Annotated in this window: 11 protein-coding genes, 1 other RNA gene and 1 pseudogene; 10 read left to right on the top strand and 3 right to left on the bottom strand. The window is 72.5% G+C overall.

Annotated elements, in window-relative coordinates:
- The first annotated feature begins 20 nt into the window (after positions 1 to 20).
- From ftsX to ssrA, 4 genes are all read left to right on the top strand, one after another.
- The gene (gene ftsX, locus ACGF4C_RS33480; RefSeq protein WP_030414553.1) at positions 21 to 932 is read left to right on the top strand and encodes a permease-like cell division protein FtsX; all 912 of its coding nucleotides are present in this window, start codon (positions 21 to 23) and stop codon (positions 930 to 932) included.
- Positions 933 to 1,000: 68 nt separating this feature from the next.
- Positions 1,001 to 2,215, top strand: coding sequence for a S41 family peptidase (locus ACGF4C_RS33485; protein WP_393571474.1), 1,215 nt, complete (start codon positions 1,001 to 1,003; stop codon positions 2,213 to 2,215).
- Positions 2,216 to 2,233: 18 nt separating this feature from the next.
- Complete coding sequence (gene smpB / locus ACGF4C_RS33490) at positions 2,234 to 2,731, top strand: SsrA-binding protein SmpB (RefSeq protein WP_030815292.1); 498 nt, start codon at positions 2,234 to 2,236, stop codon at positions 2,729 to 2,731.
- A 254-nt stretch (positions 2,732 to 2,985) separates the two neighbouring features.
- Positions 2,986 to 3,355: a transfer-messenger RNA gene (gene ssrA, locus ACGF4C_RS33495) on the top strand.
- 282 nt (positions 3,356 to 3,637) lie between these two features.
- Here the strand turns inward: ssrA and ACGF4C_RS33500 are convergent.
- The gene (locus ACGF4C_RS33500) at positions 3,638 to 4,981 is read right to left on the bottom strand and encodes an MFS transporter (RefSeq protein WP_393571477.1); all 1,344 of its coding nucleotides are present in this window, start codon (positions 4,979 to 4,981) and stop codon (positions 3,638 to 3,640) included.
- 326 nt (positions 4,982 to 5,307) lie between these two features.
- On the opposite strand from ACGF4C_RS33500, the gene ACGF4C_RS33505 reads away from it, so the two are divergent.
- Positions 5,308 to 6,294: a LysR family transcriptional regulator gene (locus tag ACGF4C_RS33505; RefSeq protein WP_393571479.1), complete on the top strand. Its 987-nt coding sequence runs from the start codon at positions 5,308 to 5,310 to the stop codon at positions 6,292 to 6,294.
- Positions 6,295 to 6,529: 235 nt separating this feature from the next.
- Here ACGF4C_RS33505 and ACGF4C_RS33510 read toward each other — a convergent pair whose 3' ends face one another.
- Positions 6,530 to 8,587 (bottom strand): asparagine synthase-related protein, encoded by a 2,058-nt coding sequence (locus ACGF4C_RS33510; protein ID WP_393571509.1) that lies wholly within the window; start codon positions 8,585 to 8,587, stop codon positions 6,530 to 6,532.
- Positions 8,588 to 9,021: 434 nt separating this feature from the next.
- A pseudogene (locus ACGF4C_RS33515) lies at positions 9,022 to 9,363 on the bottom strand (lasso RiPP family leader peptide-containing protein); the annotation flags it as partial.
- A 417-nt stretch (positions 9,364 to 9,780) separates the two neighbouring features.
- Between ACGF4C_RS33515 and ACGF4C_RS33520 the strand changes: the two are divergent.
- The 5 genes from ACGF4C_RS33520 to ACGF4C_RS33540 all read left to right on the top strand — a co-directional run bounded on the left by ACGF4C_RS33520 (position 9,781) and on the right by ACGF4C_RS33540 (position 17,310).
- Entirely contained in the window at positions 9,781 to 11,331 is a 1,551-nt protein-coding gene (locus tag ACGF4C_RS33520) for a nitrate/nitrite transporter (RefSeq protein ID WP_393571481.1), read from the top strand.
- A 666-nt stretch (positions 11,332 to 11,997) separates the two neighbouring features.
- The gene (locus ACGF4C_RS33525) at positions 11,998 to 13,125 is read left to right on the top strand and encodes a uroporphyrinogen-III synthase (RefSeq protein WP_393571483.1); all 1,128 of its coding nucleotides are present in this window, start codon (positions 11,998 to 12,000) and stop codon (positions 13,123 to 13,125) included.
- 287 nt (positions 13,126 to 13,412) lie between these two features.
- Positions 13,413 to 13,952, top strand: coding sequence for a sigma-70 family RNA polymerase sigma factor (locus ACGF4C_RS33530; protein WP_393571485.1), 540 nt, complete (start codon positions 13,413 to 13,415; stop codon positions 13,950 to 13,952).
- Positions 13,949 to 14,698, top strand: coding sequence for an anti-sigma factor family protein (locus ACGF4C_RS33535; protein ID WP_393571487.1), 750 nt, complete (start codon positions 13,949 to 13,951; stop codon positions 14,696 to 14,698). Before ACGF4C_RS33530 ends, ACGF4C_RS33535 begins: the two co-directional genes overlap by 4 nt.
- A 197-nt stretch (positions 14,699 to 14,895) precedes the next feature.
- The gene (locus ACGF4C_RS33540; protein ID WP_393571489.1) at positions 14,896 to 17,310 is read left to right on the top strand and encodes a HelD family protein; all 2,415 of its coding nucleotides are present in this window, start codon (positions 14,896 to 14,898) and stop codon (positions 17,308 to 17,310) included.
- Positions 17,311 to 17,517 lie beyond the last annotated feature (207 nt).

Here is a 17,517-nt window from a genome sequence, read left to right on the forward strand (position 1 = left end):
CCCAGTACTGAAAGGACGCCATGCGCGCCCAGTTCGTCCTGTCGGAGATCGGCGTCGGTCTCCGCCGAAACCTCACGATGACCTTCGCCGTCATCGTCTCCGTAGCCCTCTCGCTCGGCCTGTTCGGCGCCTCGCTGCTGATGCGCGACCAGGTCAGCACCATGAAGGGCTACTGGTACGACAAGGTCAACGTCTCCATCTTCTTCTGCAACAAGAACGACGCCGAGACCGGCGCCAACTGCGCCAAGGGCGCGGCCACCCAGCAGCAGAAGGACGACATCAAGGCCGAGCTGAACCGGCTGCCGATCGTTGCGAACGTGCAGTACGAGTCCAGCGACCAGGCCTACAAGCACTACAAGGAGCAGTTCGGCGACACCCCCGTCGCCGGCCTGGTGACGCCCGACCAGCTTCCCGAGTCGTTCCGCGTCAAGCTGAAGGACCCCACGAAGTTCAAGGTCATCAAGTCGGCGTTCTCCGAGCGGCCCGGTGTCCAGGAGGTGCAGGACCAACGCGACACCGTCGAGCCGCTGTTCAACCTCCTCAACGGCATGAACATCGCCGCGTTGTGCGTGATGGGACTGATGCTCGTCGTTGCGCTGATGCTGATCGTCAACACCGTGCGGGTGTCGGCGTTCAGCCGCCGGCGGGAGACCGGCATCATGCGGCTCGTGGGAGCGTCCAGCTTCTACATCCAGATGCCGTTCATCCTGGAGGCCGCCATCGCGGGCCTGCTGGGCGCCGGATTCGCCTGTGTGCTGATCGTCGGCGGCAAGTACCTCCTCGTCAACAACTGGCTGGCGAAGAAGATCCAGGTGATCAACTTCATCGGCTGGGACTCGGTGGCGGCGGTGCTCCCGCTGGTCCTCCTGATCGGGCTGCTGATGCCCGCGCTCGCCGCGTTCTTCGCGCTGCGCAAGTACCTCAAGGTGTGAGCTTCGCCAACGGGCGCCGTACGGACAACTCGCCGTACGGCGCCCTTTCGTCCCCTAGACTCACCGGCATGTCGGGCCCGAGTTCGTACGACCGGCCCCGCCGCTACCGCCGCGGGGCGGCCCTGACGTTGTTCCTCGCCGGGGTGCTCGCCACCGGCGCGGTGACCGGCACCTGGAGCGACGAGGCCGAAGGCGCGGTGGGCCACGGCATCCCCGAGCGCCCGGCGTCCGGTGCGCGCCCCCCGGAGGCCGCCACCGCCGACCGCGCGGCCGTCGAGCGGGCCGCCGCCGAAGCCATCGAGGACGGCAAGTCAGGTTCTCAGGCCGCCGCCGAGGTCGTCAGCCGTAGTGGCGACCGCTGGTCGACGATCTACACCCAGGGCGAGTTCGAGGACTTCCAGCGGCAGTTGGGCGGCGCCTACGTCGGCGTCGGCCTGTGGGTGCGGCAGTTGGCCGGCGGCCGCACCGAGGTCTCCCGGGTGCAGCCCGGCGGCCCCGCCGCCCGCGCCGGCATCGCCGTCCACGACCGGTTGCGCGCCATCGACGGCCGGACCACTCAGGGGCGGCCGGTCACCGAGACCGTCGCCCGGCTCCGCGGCGACGCCCCGGACGGCTCCCGTACGGCCGCCGCCGGCACGCCCGTACGCCTCGACCTCCAGCGCGGCACCCGGCGGTGGAGCCTCACCCTGCACCGCACCCGGCTGCGCACCCGGAACGTCACCGTCGACCGGCCGGCCGGTCCGCACGGCCCCACCCGCGTCAAGATCACCTCGTTCGCCAAGGGCACCGGCGCCGCGGTCCGTCGTGCCGTCCGCGACGCCTCCCCGCACGGCGGCGTGCTGCTCGACCTGCGCGGCAATACGGGCGGCCTGGTCACCGAATCCGTCGCCACCGCCTCCGCCTTCCTCGACGGCGGCCTGGTCGCCACCTACGACGTACGGGGCAGCCAGCGCGCCCTGTACGCACAGCGTGACGGGAACACCCGCCTGCCGCTGGTCGTTCTCGTCGACGGCGGCACGATGAGCGCCGCCGAACTGCTGGCCGGCGCCCTCCAGGACCGCGGCCGGGCCATCGTGGTCGGCTCCCCGACCTTCGGCAAGGGCTCGGTGCAGATGCCCAGCCGGCTGCCCGACGGCTCGGTGGCCGAGCTCACCGTCGGCCACTACCGCACCCCCTCCGGGCGGACCGTCGACGATGCCGGGCTCACCCCCGACCTGGTCGTCGAGGACCATGCCGAGCGGCGGGCCCGCACAGTATTGAGTGGCCTCGGGACCGGCACGTAGTGCGAAAATGGCCGCACTATGGCTAAGCAAAAGGGCAAGGACAAGGACCCCGGGCGCAAGCTCGTGGCGCAGCACAAGAAGGCGCGGCACGACTACCACATTCTGGACACCTACGAGTGCGGGCTGGTATTGACCGGCACCGAGGTGAAGTCGCTGCGCCAGGGCCGGGCGTCGCTGGTCGACGGATTCGTCCAGATCGACGGCAACGAGGCCTGGCTGCACAACGTACACATCCCGGAATACGCCCAGGGAACCTGGACGAATCACTCTGCCCGGCGCAAGCGGAAGCTGCTGATGCACCGCTTCGAGATCGACAAGCTGGAGTCCAAGAGCCAGGAGACCGGCCACACGATCGTGCCGCTGGCCCTGTATTTCAAGGACGGCCGGGCCAAGGTCGAGATCGCGCTGGCCAGGGGCAAGAAGGAGTACGACAAGCGGCAGACCCTCCGCGAGCAGCAGGACCGCCGCGAGGCGGACCGCGCGGTCTCGGCGGCCCGCCGCCGCCAGCGCGCCTGACCACGGCCGGCCGGCGCGTGGGCACCGTGCGCACGCCGCGGGCGGGCCCGGGTCGGCGGGCCGAAGCGGCCCGGTTTCCGGCCGGCGGGCCGGTACGAGGTGTGGCGCGGGCGGTTCCGGCCGGGCGGCGGCCCGCGGAATACGCTGGCAACCTCAGGCGTTGTTCACGTACGATGGCTCCGCATCCCACAGAGGGTGCGGGAACCGCAGGCGTCATGGTGTAGGCGCCGGGGTCCATCTTGATAAATCAACATGGGGATGATCGGTTTCGACAGCGGATGTCGAAGCAGGGGAAGCGAGTCGAGGAAGCGGCCATGATCTCGTAAACCACAGGCCGAAACCAATAATCGCCAACACCAAGCGCGATTCCTTCGCCCTCGCTGCCTAAGTAGCGACTTGCGAAGTGTCAGCCCGGGGCTGTTCCCGACCCGGATCCTGGCATCAGCTAGGGGACTAAACTCCTGAACCCGGTCACGGGGTGCAGGAGGAAATCAAACAGTGACTGAGCCCGTCGGAGACTTGTTCGCGTGATCTCCGGGGCTGAGAAAATCACAGCGAACTGCACTCGGAGAAGCCCTGTTTCCGCACCGTTGGACGCGGGTTCGATTCCCGCCATCTCCACTCATCCCATGTAAAGCAGCTGCCCCGGCGATTACCCGCCGGGGCAGCTGCTTTTTGTTCCCTCCCCTCGCTTGCCTCCCCTCTCCCTCTCCCTCTGCCTCCTCGCTTCGTTCGGCTGCCTTCCCGCGCTTCTCCGCGCTTCGGATTCCCTCTCGTCTCCCACTCCCTCTCGTTTCCCTCTCGCCCTCTCTCGCTCTCAACCCTGGGTATGACAACCCCTGGGTCGATGTGCGTTCGCCCGGGATCCGTCACGCTGAGTGCATGAACGCAACACAGCATGCAACCTCAACCCAACTCCTGGTCGCCGGTGGCGGACGCAGTGCCGGACGAGATGCCGGACGAAGCGCCGGACGACGGGGAGGTGGCGGCGGTCGGCAGGGCAAGGAGTACGGCCAGGCCGGCGGCCACGGCCGGAACCCCGTACGCGATTCCGGCCCCCGCCACGTGGTCCACGACCCAGCCCCCCGCCGCCGAACCGGCCGCGATACCACCGAGCAGAGCCGTCACGGCGAGCGTCATCCCTTCGTTCAACTGAGCCGCCGGCGTGCGGGATTGGACCAGACCCATCCCCGTGACCATGGTCGGCGCGGTGGCCATCCCGGCGCACAGCAGTGCGGCGGCCAGCGCCCCCGGGCGCCCGGTCGACGCCGCGAGGAGGGGCAGCAGCATCAGCACGGCCATCGCACCGACACACACCAGGAAGCGCCGCCCGCTCCGGCCCGCCGGACGCAGCAGGCCGTAGAGGAGCCCCGCCGTGCACGACCCGGCCGCCTGGAGGGCCAGCAGCCCGCCCGCGGCGGACCGCATCCCGAGGCCGTCGGCGTAGGCCAAGGTCACGACCTCCATCGACCCGAAGATCGCGCCGGTGCACAGGAACGTGCCGAGCAGAGGGGGAATGCCCCGCCGCCGCAGCGGGGAGCGGACCTCGCCGGCACGGGAGGCCGGCCGCCCGGCTGCCGGTGGCTCCGTGCGGCGCTGGGCAGCGAACAGCAGCACCCCGCTCAGCAGCAGGAATGCTGCCACCGCCGTGCCCGCCTCGGGCGCGACCGCCGTGCAGAGCAGCGTCGCGAGCACCGGTCCGAGCATGAAACACAGCTCGTCCGCGGCCTGTTCGAAGGAGTTGGCGGTGTGCCTGGCAGCCGGGTCGTCGCGGAAGAGATGCGCCCAGCGGGCACGGGACATCCCTCCGGTGTTGGGGGTGGTGGCGGTCGCCGCATAGGAGACGAACAGCGCCCAGTCGGGAGCGCCGAAGCGCACGCAGAGCAGCAGCGACAGCGACCCGAGCACCGCGAGCACAGTGGCCGGCACGGCGATCCGGGCCTGACCGTGACGGTCGACCATCCGAGCGGTCCACGGCCCGACCAGCGCGGTCGCCGCCAGCCCGGTCGCGGTGACGGCCCCGGCCAGCGCATAGGAGCCACGCGAGCCGCTGATCATCAGGACGGCGCTGACGCTGAGCATGCCCATGGGCAGGCGGGCCAGCAGATTGGCGGCGGTGAACGCCCGGGCGCCGGGGACGGCAAAGATCTGCCGATACGGGGCGAAGAGCCGAAAGCGCCGGGGACGCCGACGCGCAACCGGCCGTACGGGCGGAGCGGTCACCGGACGAGCAGCAAGGAAAAGGATCACGCTCTTACGATCCCGGCCACCTCCACCATCCGTCCAACACCTGATCAGGGCGCATTCACGCACTCAGGATGTAGATCGGTGGATCACTCGCGATGTGGATCGGTGGATCGCTCACGAGGCGGATCGGGGGAGGCGGAATCTGCAAGGGGAATCTGCAGGGCGACGTCGGCCGACGAGTCGTCCCGCGGTCTCGGCTTCGCGGGGGCGGGGGGCTGGCGTCCCGGCGTCGCGGGATCGTCACGTCCTCGGGACTTTGGGACTCGGCCTGCGAGCCTCCACCGTAATGCCGGGGCCGGTGGCAGCGGGAGCGCTGCAAGGATGGCCCGATGCCGTTCGATATCGATCCGCGACTGCTCCGGGCGTTCACCGCCGTGGCCGAGGAACTCCACTTCACCCGCGCCGCGGCCCGGCTCTACGTGGCCCAGCAGGCCTTGAGCCGTGACATCCGGCGACTGGAGCGGGAGGTGGGCACGGCACTCTTCGTACGGACGACCCGCCAGGTCGCCCTCACGGCCGACGGTGAGCGGCTACTGCCGTACGCCCGCCGGGTATTGAGTGCCCACGAGGAACTGGCAGCTGCCTTCCGACCGGTGCCCGAGCGGCCGCTGCTGGTCGATGTCGGGGTGCCGATCGGTACCGCGCACCGGGTGCTGGAGGACGCCAGGGGGCGGGTGCCGGACAGCTGTGAGCTGGTGGCCCGCTTCCACAGCGGACTGACGGGGGCGGCGGCAGAGCTGGCCGCCGGGCGGCTCGATGTCTCCTTCGGGCGCTACGCGGGACTGCCGCCCGCTGTCCGGTCCGGCCTGGCACACCAGCCGGTCCGTCTGGAGCCGATGGCGGTGCTGCTGCGGGAGGACCATCCCCTGGCGTCACGGCCCGAGGTTCCGCTCGCGGAGCTGGCCGGCGAGACGCTCTATGCGGCTGCCGGGAATCCGCAGACCGAGGAGTGGACGGAGCTGGCGGCCCAGCTGTTCGCGGGGCGGGGTATCGCGATGGCCGAGCCGTTCCCGGAGATCGAGGGTTCACAGGAGTTCGTACGAGTGGTGCGGAAACGGGGGTGGGCGGTACTGGCGAGCGTGGAATTCATCGACGTACCGGGGATGGCGCTGCGCCCGGTCGCGGACCCCGTACCGCTGTCACCCATCTCGATGGTGTGGCGCCGCGACCTGCACCACCCCGGCCTGACCGCCCTACGGGCTGCCGCGCATGAACTGGCGGTGGAGAACGGCTGGTTGACCGCACCGGAGGGCGCCTGGCTCCCTCGGGAGGATGCCGCCGCGATGGGGGTGGGTGAGAGCGTGCGGGGGCGGTAGGGGGAGGCGTGCGTGAGCGTGGCGTCCGGTCTGGGTGCGGTCGCCCGCGGGCGGGTGGTGGGCGCGCAGTGCTTCGGAGGCGGTCCGGCAGGTTCCGCCGGTGGGGCGGTGGTCGAGGACGAGGGTGGCGGTCGCGTTCATCTGCCAGTAGCGGCCGGGTGCGGGTGTCGAGCCGGGCCGAGCCGTCGGCCGTGCGGGTGCGGGTGCGGATGACGGGCGGGGGGCGAGTGCGAGGTCATGAGGTGCCTTGGGCCGGTGCGGAAAGGGGTGGGGCGGGGAACGGCGACGCGGGGGCCGGCGGTGCGGGGGGCGGGGGTGCGGGGCGGGAGGGGGTGGGACGGGACGGCGCGGGGATGTGCGCCGGGGTGAGTGCGCGGAGCCAGTACTCGGTGGCGAGGGTGGGGTCCAGTGCGCGCAGGGCGTCGGTCCGCGGCCGGAGCGATGTCAGATGGTGCCGGAGGACGGCGGGGCGGATCAGACCGCGTTCGGCGAGGAGGGAGTCGTCGCAGAGCGCGGACAGGGCGCCGCGGTGGGCGCGCAGACCGGCGTAGACCTCGGCGCTGTGCTCGCCCTTCGTACCGCGGCCGAGCACCGCGTCGGGCACGATGCCACGCAGCGCACGGGTCAGCAGCGGCTTGTACACGGCGGGCCGGGCGCGGTCGGCGAGCCGGAGGGTGAGCGCCGCGTCGATGACGGCGTTGTCGAGGAACGGCGCCTCGTAGTCGACGCCGTGCGGGGCGGTGAGGGCGACGGAGCCACGGACGATCTCCCCGGAGCGGACGGCGGCGCGCACGATGTCGTGCTGGCAGCGCAGCGGCGCGAACGGTTCGGGTGCCTCGGCGGCGGCCTCGCGCAGCAGCCGGCGGACGGTGGCGACGGCGTCCGGATGCGCCCACGGCGGCAGGCTGGGCAGGACCTCCCAGTCGGCGCCGCAGGTCCGGGGATCGCCGCCGGCGGTCACCCGGGAGGCGCTGCCGGCCAGCCAGCGCGGATATGGGCGGCCGCCCAGCAGCGTGCGCAGGGTCTGGGAGGTCTTCCAGTGGCAGAGGTGGTGCGTCGTCCAGGCGCGCCGGGCGGCGGTGCGCAGGTCGCTGTGGGCAAGGGAGTTGAGGGCGGCCGGGCGGTGGGTGAACAGTTCGTCGCCGCCGACGCCGACGAGGTGCAGCCGGGAGCCGCGGGCGGCGACGAGACGGGCCTGGTGGGCAATCCGGGCGGCCTCCCGGAAGAGGGCGAGAGGGGCGGCCGGGTCGGTGGCGGTGGGGTGGAGGGAGTCGTGGGGCGGGGTGTACCAGGTGGGGGCGTCGGCGTAGGGGAGGGAGAGGTGGAGCGAGAGGTGTTCGCCTGCCTGGGGTTGTTGTGATCGCGATCCCGGACTGTTGCCCGCACGCCCGTCCCTGCTCCTGGCCCTGCCTCTCCCACTGCTCCCGCCCGTGGTCGCTCCGCTCGTCCGGTACGCGCCCGTCGCACTTCGCTCGCTCTTGTTCTTGTTCTTGTCCTTGCCTTTCTCCTTGCCCTTGCCCTGGCCGCGGGTGGTGTCCCCCTCTGTGCGTGGGTCCCGACCGGGCCCGGGCCCGGGGCCTGGGGCGGCGGACTGTTCGCGTTGGCGTTCGGCGGCGCACAGGTAGGCCGCGCTGCGGGCGCTCCACAGGGTGTCGTCGTTGCCGGGATCGCGGGACACCCAGGAGGTGGTGATCAGCCGGACGTCCTCCTGGGCGGCGAGGAAGCACAGGCCGGTGGAGTCGGTGCCGCCGGAGAGGTCGGCGCTGAGGGTGGCACGAGCCACGGCCTTGCCCCCAGCCTGGTCCGAAGCCCGGTTCGAGGCCCGGTCCGACGCCTGGTCCGAAGCCCGGTTCGAGGCCCGGTCCGACGCCTGGTCCGAAGCTCGGTCCGAAGCCTGATGCGAAGCCCGGTTCGAAGCTCTGCCCGAAGCTTCTTCCCAAGCCCGGTTTGAAGCTCCGCCCAAAGATCCTTCCGAAGTCCCTTCCGAAGTCCCTTCCAAAGCCCGCCCGGCAGCCTCGCCCAAGGGCCCGTGGCTGGTTCCGTCGGTGCTTTCGCTCGTGGCTCCGCCCGTGATCCTGCCCGTATCGGTCTGCTTGGTCTGCTCGGATCGGTCGGTCCGCTCGGTCCGGTCGGTCCGCTCGGGCCGTTCGGCCTGTCGGCGGGCGCGGTGGGTGCGGGCCGCTACGGCGTCGCTGAGGGCCTGGCGTACGGTCTCGGCGGCGCGTTCCAGAGGGACGTCCGGTTCCGGTGGCTGCCACCAACGGGCCACGGTGGGCTGCCCGTTGGCGTCCACGGTGAGGTGGTGGCCCGGGGGGATGGCCGGTACCGCGCGCCACAGCGGGCGCAGGGCGAGCGGGAGCGGGGCGAACGGGAACAGCAGGCGCAGCGCCAGGGAGTCCTCGTCGAGCAGGCCGGTGCCGGGGGCGCCGGGCGGCAGTCCGCCGGTGGCCGCGCTGCGGGCGAGCGCCGCCAGGTCCTGGGGCCGGTTGCCGGCGACGGTGATGCCGCCGATCCGGGCGTGATGGAGCTGGTGGACCGTCGCGAGGTCGCCCTGACAGCGCAGCTCCGGGCCGACGGCGGCCAGGAGGGCGTAGCTGCCGGGGAGTTGGCGGGTGCGCCGGGCGATGCCGCCGAGACCGTCGGGGCCGTGCAGCAGCCGGGTCAGGGTGTCCGGGCGGGCGGAGGTGGTGCCGAGGAGGACGGCGCGGCGCGGGCCCGCCTCCGCCGTCAGGACCTGGTCCGCGGACCATCGGCCGACGATCCAGGGGCGGCCCGAGGGGTGGCGGAGGATCTGTGCAGGAGGGCCGGCGGGCAGGTGCCGGCAGAGGGTGTCGGTTGCGGCGTGGTCGGGGAAGACGAGGAAGTCCACGGGATGCCTGTCCGTAGGGGGAGGGGCGGGCGTGGCCGCCGGATCGTCGGACACAGCCCTGCCGGGCGCGGGGGCCCGGGACCGGTGGGGCTGCCGTTCGTCACGACCCGAAGAAGCCGGCCCAGCCGTCCGTCCCAGTGGTGGCCCGAGTATTCGAGCGTCAGCTCGGTGAAGTCGCCCACCTCGACGAGCTGCGGCGGCTTCTAGCCGGTGGTCGTGGCGGGAGCGGTGGCGGCGACGGTGGGGGTGTCGGCGGCGGTCGACACCTGCTGCGTGTCCTGCATGGTTCACTTCCTTTGCTCTTCTCCCGAGCACGCCTGCAGGCGTGGTTGCCACGGAGAGTGTCTGTCTGATTACTCTTTGCGTTCGATGGAAATGCTGACAGTGTTCGGGTCGCCTGCCATTGCCTCGAACGAGTGATGTCAGGGGGCGTGCGAGGCACTTCGGTGTCACTTCGGTGTCACTTCGTCCGGCGTGTACGCCGCCTGTCCGCGGTCGCTCACGGAAGGGGCAGGTGGCGCGTGAGCGCAAGGTTTCGCCGCGGTCACGTGCTGCCACGGTGCGGAAACCCGCCGTCCCTAGCTTCGAAGGGAGGACCCGACCCCCTGGGAGGCGCGATGACGGCCGAGGCCGCGGCAGGTACCCGTAGCGACAGCAGCAGCGACAGCCCTGATGAAAAGCGAACGGGCCGCCCGACATCCGTCCCGACGTCCGCCCCTACGGCCGATCCGGCACCCGCTTCGCCCGCACCCGCTTCCCCCGCCCCCGTCGGCCCCACGCCCGGCGGCCGGACGCGGCGGGGTGGGCGGTGGATCGAGCGGTGGGAGCCCGAGGACGAGACGTTCTGGGCGGAGACCGGGGCGCGGGTGGCCCGGCGGAATCTGGCCTTCTCCGTACTGTCCGAGCACATCGGCTTCTCCATCTGGAGCCTGTGGTCGGTGATGGTGCTGTTCATGGGGCCGGAGTACGGATTCGATCCGGCCGGGAAGTTCTTCCTGGTGGCGATGCCGACCCTGGTGGGCGGAGTGCTGCGGGTGCCGTACACCTTCGCGGTGGCGCGGTTCGGCGGGCGCAACTGGACGGTGATCAGCGCGCTGACGCTGCTGGTGCCGGCGACTGCGGCCGCGGTGGTGATGAAACCGGGCACCTCCTACACCACGTTCCTGGTGGTCGCGGCACTCGCGGGCGTCGGCGGCGGCAACTTCGCCTCTTCGATGACGAACATCAACTCCTTCTATCCCCTACGGAAGAAGGGCTGGGCGCTGGGTCTGAACGCCGGCGGCGGCAACATCGGCGTACCGGTGATCCAGCTGCTGGGGCTGCTGGTGATCGGTACGGCCGGGGCCGCGCAGCCGCGGCTGGTGCTCGCCGTCTATCTGCCGCTGATCGTGGTGGCGGCCGCGCTCGCGGCGCTGTTCATGGACAACCTGGCGCCGGTGCGGAACGACACCGGAGCGGCCCTGGACGCCGCCCGGGAGCCGCACACCTGGGTGATGTCGCTGCTGTACATCGGCACGTTCGGGTCGTTCATCGGCTACAGCTTCGCGTTCGGGCTGGTACTGCAGATCCAGTTCGCGCGCACGCCCCTCCAGGCGGCGTCGCTGACGTTCATCGGGCCGCTGCTGGGGTCGCTGGTGCGGCCGGTCGGCGGCCGGCTGGCGGACCGGTTCGGCGGCGCCCGGATCACCCTGGGGAACTTCCTGGCGATGGCCGTGGCCACCGGGGTGGTCATCTACGCGTCGGCGGCGCGGTCGCTGCCGGTGTTCCTCGTCGGCTTCATCGCGCTGTTCGTGCTGACCGGGCTCGGCAACGGCTCCACGTACAAGATGATCCCGGGGATCTTCCAGGCACAGGCGGTCCGGCGCGGGCTGACCGGGGAGGCGGCCGAGGCCAGCGGGCGGCGGCTGTCGGGGGCGGCGATGGGGCTGATCGGCGCGGTCGGCGCGCTCGGCGGGCTGGCCATCAACCTCGCCTTCCGGCAGTCGTTCCTGGCCACCGGGTCGGGTACGCCGGCCTTCGTGTCGTTCCTCGTCTGCTACGCGGTGTGCACGGTGGTGACCTGGGCCGTATACCTGCGGCCGGCGGCGCGCGCACGGCGTACGGCACGGTCGGGCGCGGGTGCGACGGCCGGGGACGCGGAGCGGCGGCCGGTCCACGCCGAGGTGTGAGGCCGGCGTAGGGCTGGCGGGACCGGAGGGTCCGGCGGGACCGGATGTGGGGCCGGTTGCCCGTGGTGGCCGCGCGGCGGCGTAACCCGGGGGAAATACTGGAGGACCGGGCCTGTCATGTGCTGTCGGCAGGCTGGACACCTGCGGACTTCAGACCTCGGTACCTCGGAGTCTCGGTACCTCGGAGTCTCGGCAACTCGGGACCGTGGCTCTTCGGGGCCACGGCAACTCGGAACCGTGGCTCCTTGGGGCTACGGCTCCTCGGGACCATGGCCCCTCGGGACCGTGGCTCCTCCGGGCCCGGGGCCTGAGATCCGGGGACGTCGGGATCCCGGGATTCCGGAGCTCCCGCCGCCCGGGCCGCGGCGGCGGGGGAGCGCGAGGCAGCACAACCACTCTGGGCGGAGCGGGACGACCATGCACGATCAGCAGCAACAGGAGCACGGCGAGCGGGAGCCGCGGACGGCGCCCGGCCCCGGGCAGGCAGCGGCAGCCTCGGCTTCCCCGGGAGCCCCGGCGTCCGCGGGAGTTACGGCTTCCCCAGATGCCCTGACTTCCCCGGATGCCCCGGCGTCCCCGGATGCCCCGGCGTCCCCGGATGCCCCGGCGTCCCCGGATGCTGCGGCGTCCGCGGCAGCTTCGGCTTCCCCGCCCGCTGCTCCCTCCGTGCGCCCGTTGGACGGGTTCACCATCGGGGTGACCGCGGCCCGGCGGGCCGAGGAGCTGGGTGCCCTGCTGGAGCGGCGCGGCGCCCAGGTGATGCACGCGCCCGCGCTGCGCATCGTGCCGCTGCCGGACGACACCGAACTGCTCGCGGTGACCCGGGCGTTGATCAGCCATGCGCCGGACGTCGTCGTGGCCACCACGGCCATCGGGTTCCGCGGCTGGATCGAGGCCGCGGAGGGCTGGGGGCTGGGCGAGGCGCTGCTGGACCGGCTGACCGGCGTGGAACTGCTGGCGCGCGGCCCGAAGGTACGGGGCGCGATCCGGGCCGCCGGGCTCACCGAGAAGTGGTCACCCGCCTCGGAGTCGATGGCCGAGGTGCTGGACCGGCTGCTGGCGGAGGGGGTGTCCGGGCGGCGGGTGGCCGTACAGCTGCACGGCGAGCCGCTGCCCGGCTTCGTGGAGGCGCTGCGGGCCGGCGGCGCGGAGGTGATCGGCGTCCCGGTGTACCGCTGGATGCCGCCGGAGGACCTCGGCCCGGTCGACCGGCTGCTGGACGCGGTGATCGGCGGAGGTCTGGACGCGGTGACGTTCACCAGCGCACCCGCCGCCGCGTCGCTGTTGCGCCGGGCCGGTGAGCGCGGCATCCGGGAGGAGGTGCTGGCGGCGCTGCGGCAGGGGGTGCTGGCCGTGTGTGTGGGGCCGGTGACCGCGCTGCCCCTGGAGGCCGAGGACGTGCCCACGCTCCAGCCCGAGCGTTTCCGGCTGGGGCCGCTGGTGCAGCTGCTGTGCCGCGAACTGCCCGGGCGGGCAAGGCCGTTGCCGGTGGCCGGGCGGCAGCTGGAGATCCGGGGGCACGCGGTCGTGGTGGACGGGGCGCTGCGGCCGGTGCCGCCGGCCGGTATGGCGCTGCTGCGGGCGCTGGCCCGCCGCCCCGGCTGGGTCGTCTCCCGCGCCGACCTGCTGCGGGTGCTGCCGGGGTCGGGGCGGGACGAGCACGCCGTGGAGACCGCGATGGCCCGGCTGCGGGTGGCGCTGGGCGCGCCGAAACTGATCCAGACCGTCGTCAAGCGCGGCTACCGGCTGTCATTGGACCCGCACGCGGACACGGACAAATACGGTGCGGCGTAGGGGAGTTCACGGACAACTACGGCGCGGTACAACGGGTTCCACGGCGGCTAGTGGCCCGTTCCGCGGCGGGGGCAGCCGCCCCGTTCCACCGCGGGGGCGGCCAGGTGCACGACCGCGGGGAGCGGGGTACACGGCCGGGGGAGCCGCTTCCGCGGGGCCGCCGGAAAAGTTTCACGCCATTCTCTGAACACCCCGCCCGTCCCGTCCGTACTCCTCACCGCAAGTCCGATTCATGGCCAGGTCCCCGGCGATCTTGGGTGATCCGGGCTCTCGACCCGGGAGTTGGAGTGCGTAAGGATGCCGTCGTGGCAGACAGGACGACACCTGACGAGGAGCTCATGCGAGCCCTCTATGACGACCACGCGGGCCCGCTCCTCGCCTTCGTCCTGCGGCTGGTGGCGGGCGACCGGCACCGCGCGGAGGACGTGGTCCAGGAGACGCTGGTGCGGGCCTGGCGCAACGCCGATCAGCTGCAGCGCGCCACCGGTTCGATCCGGCCCTGGCTGGTGACCGTGGCCCGGCGGATAGTGATCGACGGGTACCGGAGCCGGAAGGCCAGACCCCAAGAGGTCGACGCGACACCGCTGGAGACGATGCCGGCCGCCGATGTGATCGACCGGGCGCTGCGCACGATGACGATCTCCGAGGCGCTGAGCGATCTGAGCCAGGCCCACCGAGAGGCCCTCGTGGAGACGTACTTCAAGGAGCGTACGGTCAACGAGGCAGCGGAGGTGCTGCGCGTACCCGCAGGGACCGTGCGGTCCCGGGTCTTCTACGCGCTGCGCTCCCTGAAGCTCTCGCTCGAGGAACGAGGAGTGACGGAGTGATCCCGCCCACGCAGCCGGACCGGCACAGCGACGTCGGCGCCTATGCGCTGGGCGTGCTGGACGCTGCCGACGCCGAACGGTTCGAGAGGCATCTCGTCGGCTGTGACCGGTGCGCGGCCGACCTGGAAGAACTCATGGGCCTGACTCCGGTGCTGGCCGAGTTCAAGGCGTCCGCCCCCACCCCGGACACGCTCACCGCCGTCCCCGGCCCCCGGCTCCTCGGCGGACTGCTCGACGAGGTCGCCGCCACCCGCCGCGGCCGGGCCCGTCGCCGGCTGTTCCTGGTCGCCGCGGCCGTCGTGCTGATCGTCGGCGGGCCGCTGGCCGCCGTCTCCGTCGTCAAGGGCGGTACGGAGCAGGCGCCGGTGCCGGCGCCCCCGCTGGCCAATGCGGTCCGCGCCCAGTACGCCGACGGCGAGCAGATCCACTCCGTCGACCCGGACACCAAGGTCTCCGCGGGCGTGTCCATGGCGGCCCGTCCCTGGGGCACCCAGGTCGTCCTTCAACTCGCGCACGTCAAGGGCCCGCTCAGCTGTTCCCTGGTCGCGGTCGGCAAGGACGGCCGGCGGCAGACCGTCACCACCTGGGCGGTCCCCGAGGGCGGATACGGCATCCCCGGGAGCGCGGCCAAGTGGAACCGCGAGCCCTTGTATGCGGCGGGCGGCGCGGCGCTCAACCGGAACGAGATCGACCACTTCGAGATCAGCACGCTGGAGGGCAGGCGGCTGGCCACGGTGAAGGCGTGAGCCGCACGGAGCGGGCGGCCAGGGGCGGCGGAACGGCCCCGCAGCGCCCCTCCCGTGACCGCCCAGGACGCCCGAAGTAACGGTCTGCATCAACATCCGACCGAATCCGCCCAGATTTGTCCTTCTTACCAGGTGCGCACGGTGCCCGGTTCGCGTACGGTTGACGGCTGCCCTACGCACAGCAGAAGGGGGCCTGGGTGGCCGCGCACAACGCCACGCACGCACCGGACCACGCCTCGGAATCGGTTCGCGCCCGCGAGATCGAGGCCGAGCAGACGCACCTGGACCGCGTCTACCGGCGCCTCGAGGAGAAGATCCACGAGGCGGAGTTCCTCATGGACGACGCCGCCAAGCGCGGCCAGGTCGGCACGCCCGGCGCGTACGCCGAGCGTGACGCCCAGGTCTTCCAGGCCGGTGTCCATCTCCACCGGCTGAACTCCGAGTACGAGGACTTCCTCTTCGGGCGGATCGACCTGCTCCTCGGCAAGGACGGCAAGAAGGGTCCGGACGGCGCGTACACCTCCGTCGAGCCCGCGGAGGGCGCGATCGAGAACAACAGCGCCAAGATCGCCGAGACGCTGCACATCGGCCGGCTCGGCGTCCTCGACGCGGACTATTCCCCGCTGGTCATCGACTGGCGGGCGCCGGCCGCCGCACCCTTCTACCGCGCCACCCCGGTGGCGCCCGGCCGGGTCGTCCGCCGCCGGGTGATCCGTTCCAAGGGCCGCAAGGTGCTCGGCGTCGAGGACGACCTGATGCGCCCGGAGATCACCGCCACCCTGGACGGCGAGGAGCTCCCGGCGATCGGTGACGGCGCGCTGATGGCCGCGCTCGGCCGGGCCCGCAGCCACACCATGCGGGACATCGTCGCGTCCATCCAGGCCGAGCAGGACATGGTGATCCGGGCGCCCGCCGCCTCCGTCACCGAGGTCGAGGGCGGGCCGGGCACCGGCAAGACGGCGGTCGCCCTGCACCGTGCCGCCTACCTCCTCTACCAGGACCGCCGCCGTTACGCCGGCGGCATCCTGATCGTCTCCCCGACGCCGCTGCTGGTCGCCTACACCGAGGGCGTGCTGCCGTCCCTCGGCGAGGAGGGCCAGGTCGCCATCCGGGCGCTCGGCTCGCTCGTCGACGGCGCCGAGGCGACCGCCTACGACCCGCCGGCGGTGGCCCGCATCAAGGGCTCGTCGCGGATGCAGAAGCTGCTGCGCAAGGCCGCCCGGGCCGCCCTGGAACTGGCCCCGGGCGGCACCGCGCCCCCTTCGGGTCCGGCGGGCCAGCTCGCGTTCGGTGACGACGAGGAGAGCGCGCCGGCGGTACGGACCGACCGGCTCCGGGTCGTCGCCTTCGGCTCCCGGATCGAGCTGGACGCCGATGAGCTGCGCGCCATCCGGCAGTCCGCGCTCGGCGGCACCGCGCCCGTCAACCTGCTGCGCCCCCGGGCCCGCCGGCTGATCCTGGACGCCCTGTGGGCCAGGTCGGGCGCCGGCCGCCGCTACACCGACCCCGAGCTCGCCGCCGAGGCCCGTGGGGGCTTCGACGAGGACCTCGTCACCGAGACCTCGTTCCAGGAGTTCCTGGACGCCTGGTGGCCCGAGCTGACCCCGCGCGGGGTGCTCGCCGCGATGGCCGACGAGAAGCTGCTGGGCCGCTGGGCGCGCCGCGTCCTCAACCCGCGCGAGGTGCGCCAACTGGCCCGTTCGCTGGGCCGGTTGGACGCCTCGGGGCACGGCCCGCTGTCGGTGCACGACGTCGCCCTGCTGGACGAGCTGCAGCAGATCCTCGGCGCCCCGATGCGCCCGGCCCGGCCGCGCGAGGCCGACCCGCTGGAGCATCTGACCGGCCTGGAGGAGCTGACGACGTACGCGGACCGCAACGGCGGCGGCCGCGGCCGGCGCGAGCGCCTGGAGGAGGAGCGCACCGACTACGCCCATGTGATCGTCGACGAGGCGCAGGACTTGACGCCCATGCAGTGGCGGATGGTCGGCCGCCGTGGCCGGCACGCCACCTGGACCGTGGTCGGCGACCCGGCGCAGTCCTCGTGGTCCGACCCGGACGAGGCGGCCGCCGCCCGCGACGAGGCGCTCGGCACCCGCCCGCGCCGCCGCTTCACCCTCACCGTCAACTACCGCAATCCGGCGGAGATCGCCGAGCTGGCCGGGAAGGTGCTGGCCCTGGCGATGCCCGGGATGCAGTCCCCGAAGGCGGTCCGTTCGACGGGCCTTCAACCGCGTTTCGCGCTCGTCGGGGACGGTGCCGGGCCCGCCGGCGAGGCCGCGCTGGCCGCCGCCACGGCGGCGGAGGCCGAGCGGCTGCTGGGCGAGGTGGACGGCACGGTCGGCGTCGTGGTGGCGATGCACCGCCGCGAACAGGCCCGCCGCTGGCTGGCCCCGCTCGGTGACCGGGTGGTGGCGCTGGGCTCCCTGGAGGCGAAGGGGCTGGAGTACGACGCCACGCTGGTGGTGTCGCCGGCCGAGATCGCCGACGAGTCCCCGGCCGGGCTGCGGGTGCTGTACGTGGCGCTGACCCGGGCCACCCAGCAGCTGACCGTGCTGTCCGCCGAGCGCGACCAGCCGGACCCGGCCGGGGTGCCCGACCTGCTGCGGGACTGAGCCCGGCGGGCCCGTCCGGGGGGACCTGAAATCCGTACCCCGCGACGGGATTCGCTTCCGGAGATGGTTTGTTAGCCTGGGTGACGGCACCGGCTCGATCCAAGCCCCCGGGCCCAACCATCGTCGCTACGAGCGACCACTTGCCGCGAGGCGAGCATGGCGGGTCGGTGTCGTTAACTTTTCGAGGCCCACGTCACCACGTGACGT

Source organism: Streptomyces sp. NPDC048197 (assembly GCF_043202395.1).
GTDB lineage: Bacteria > Actinomycetota > Actinomycetes > Streptomycetales > Streptomycetaceae > Streptomyces > Streptomyces siderophoricus.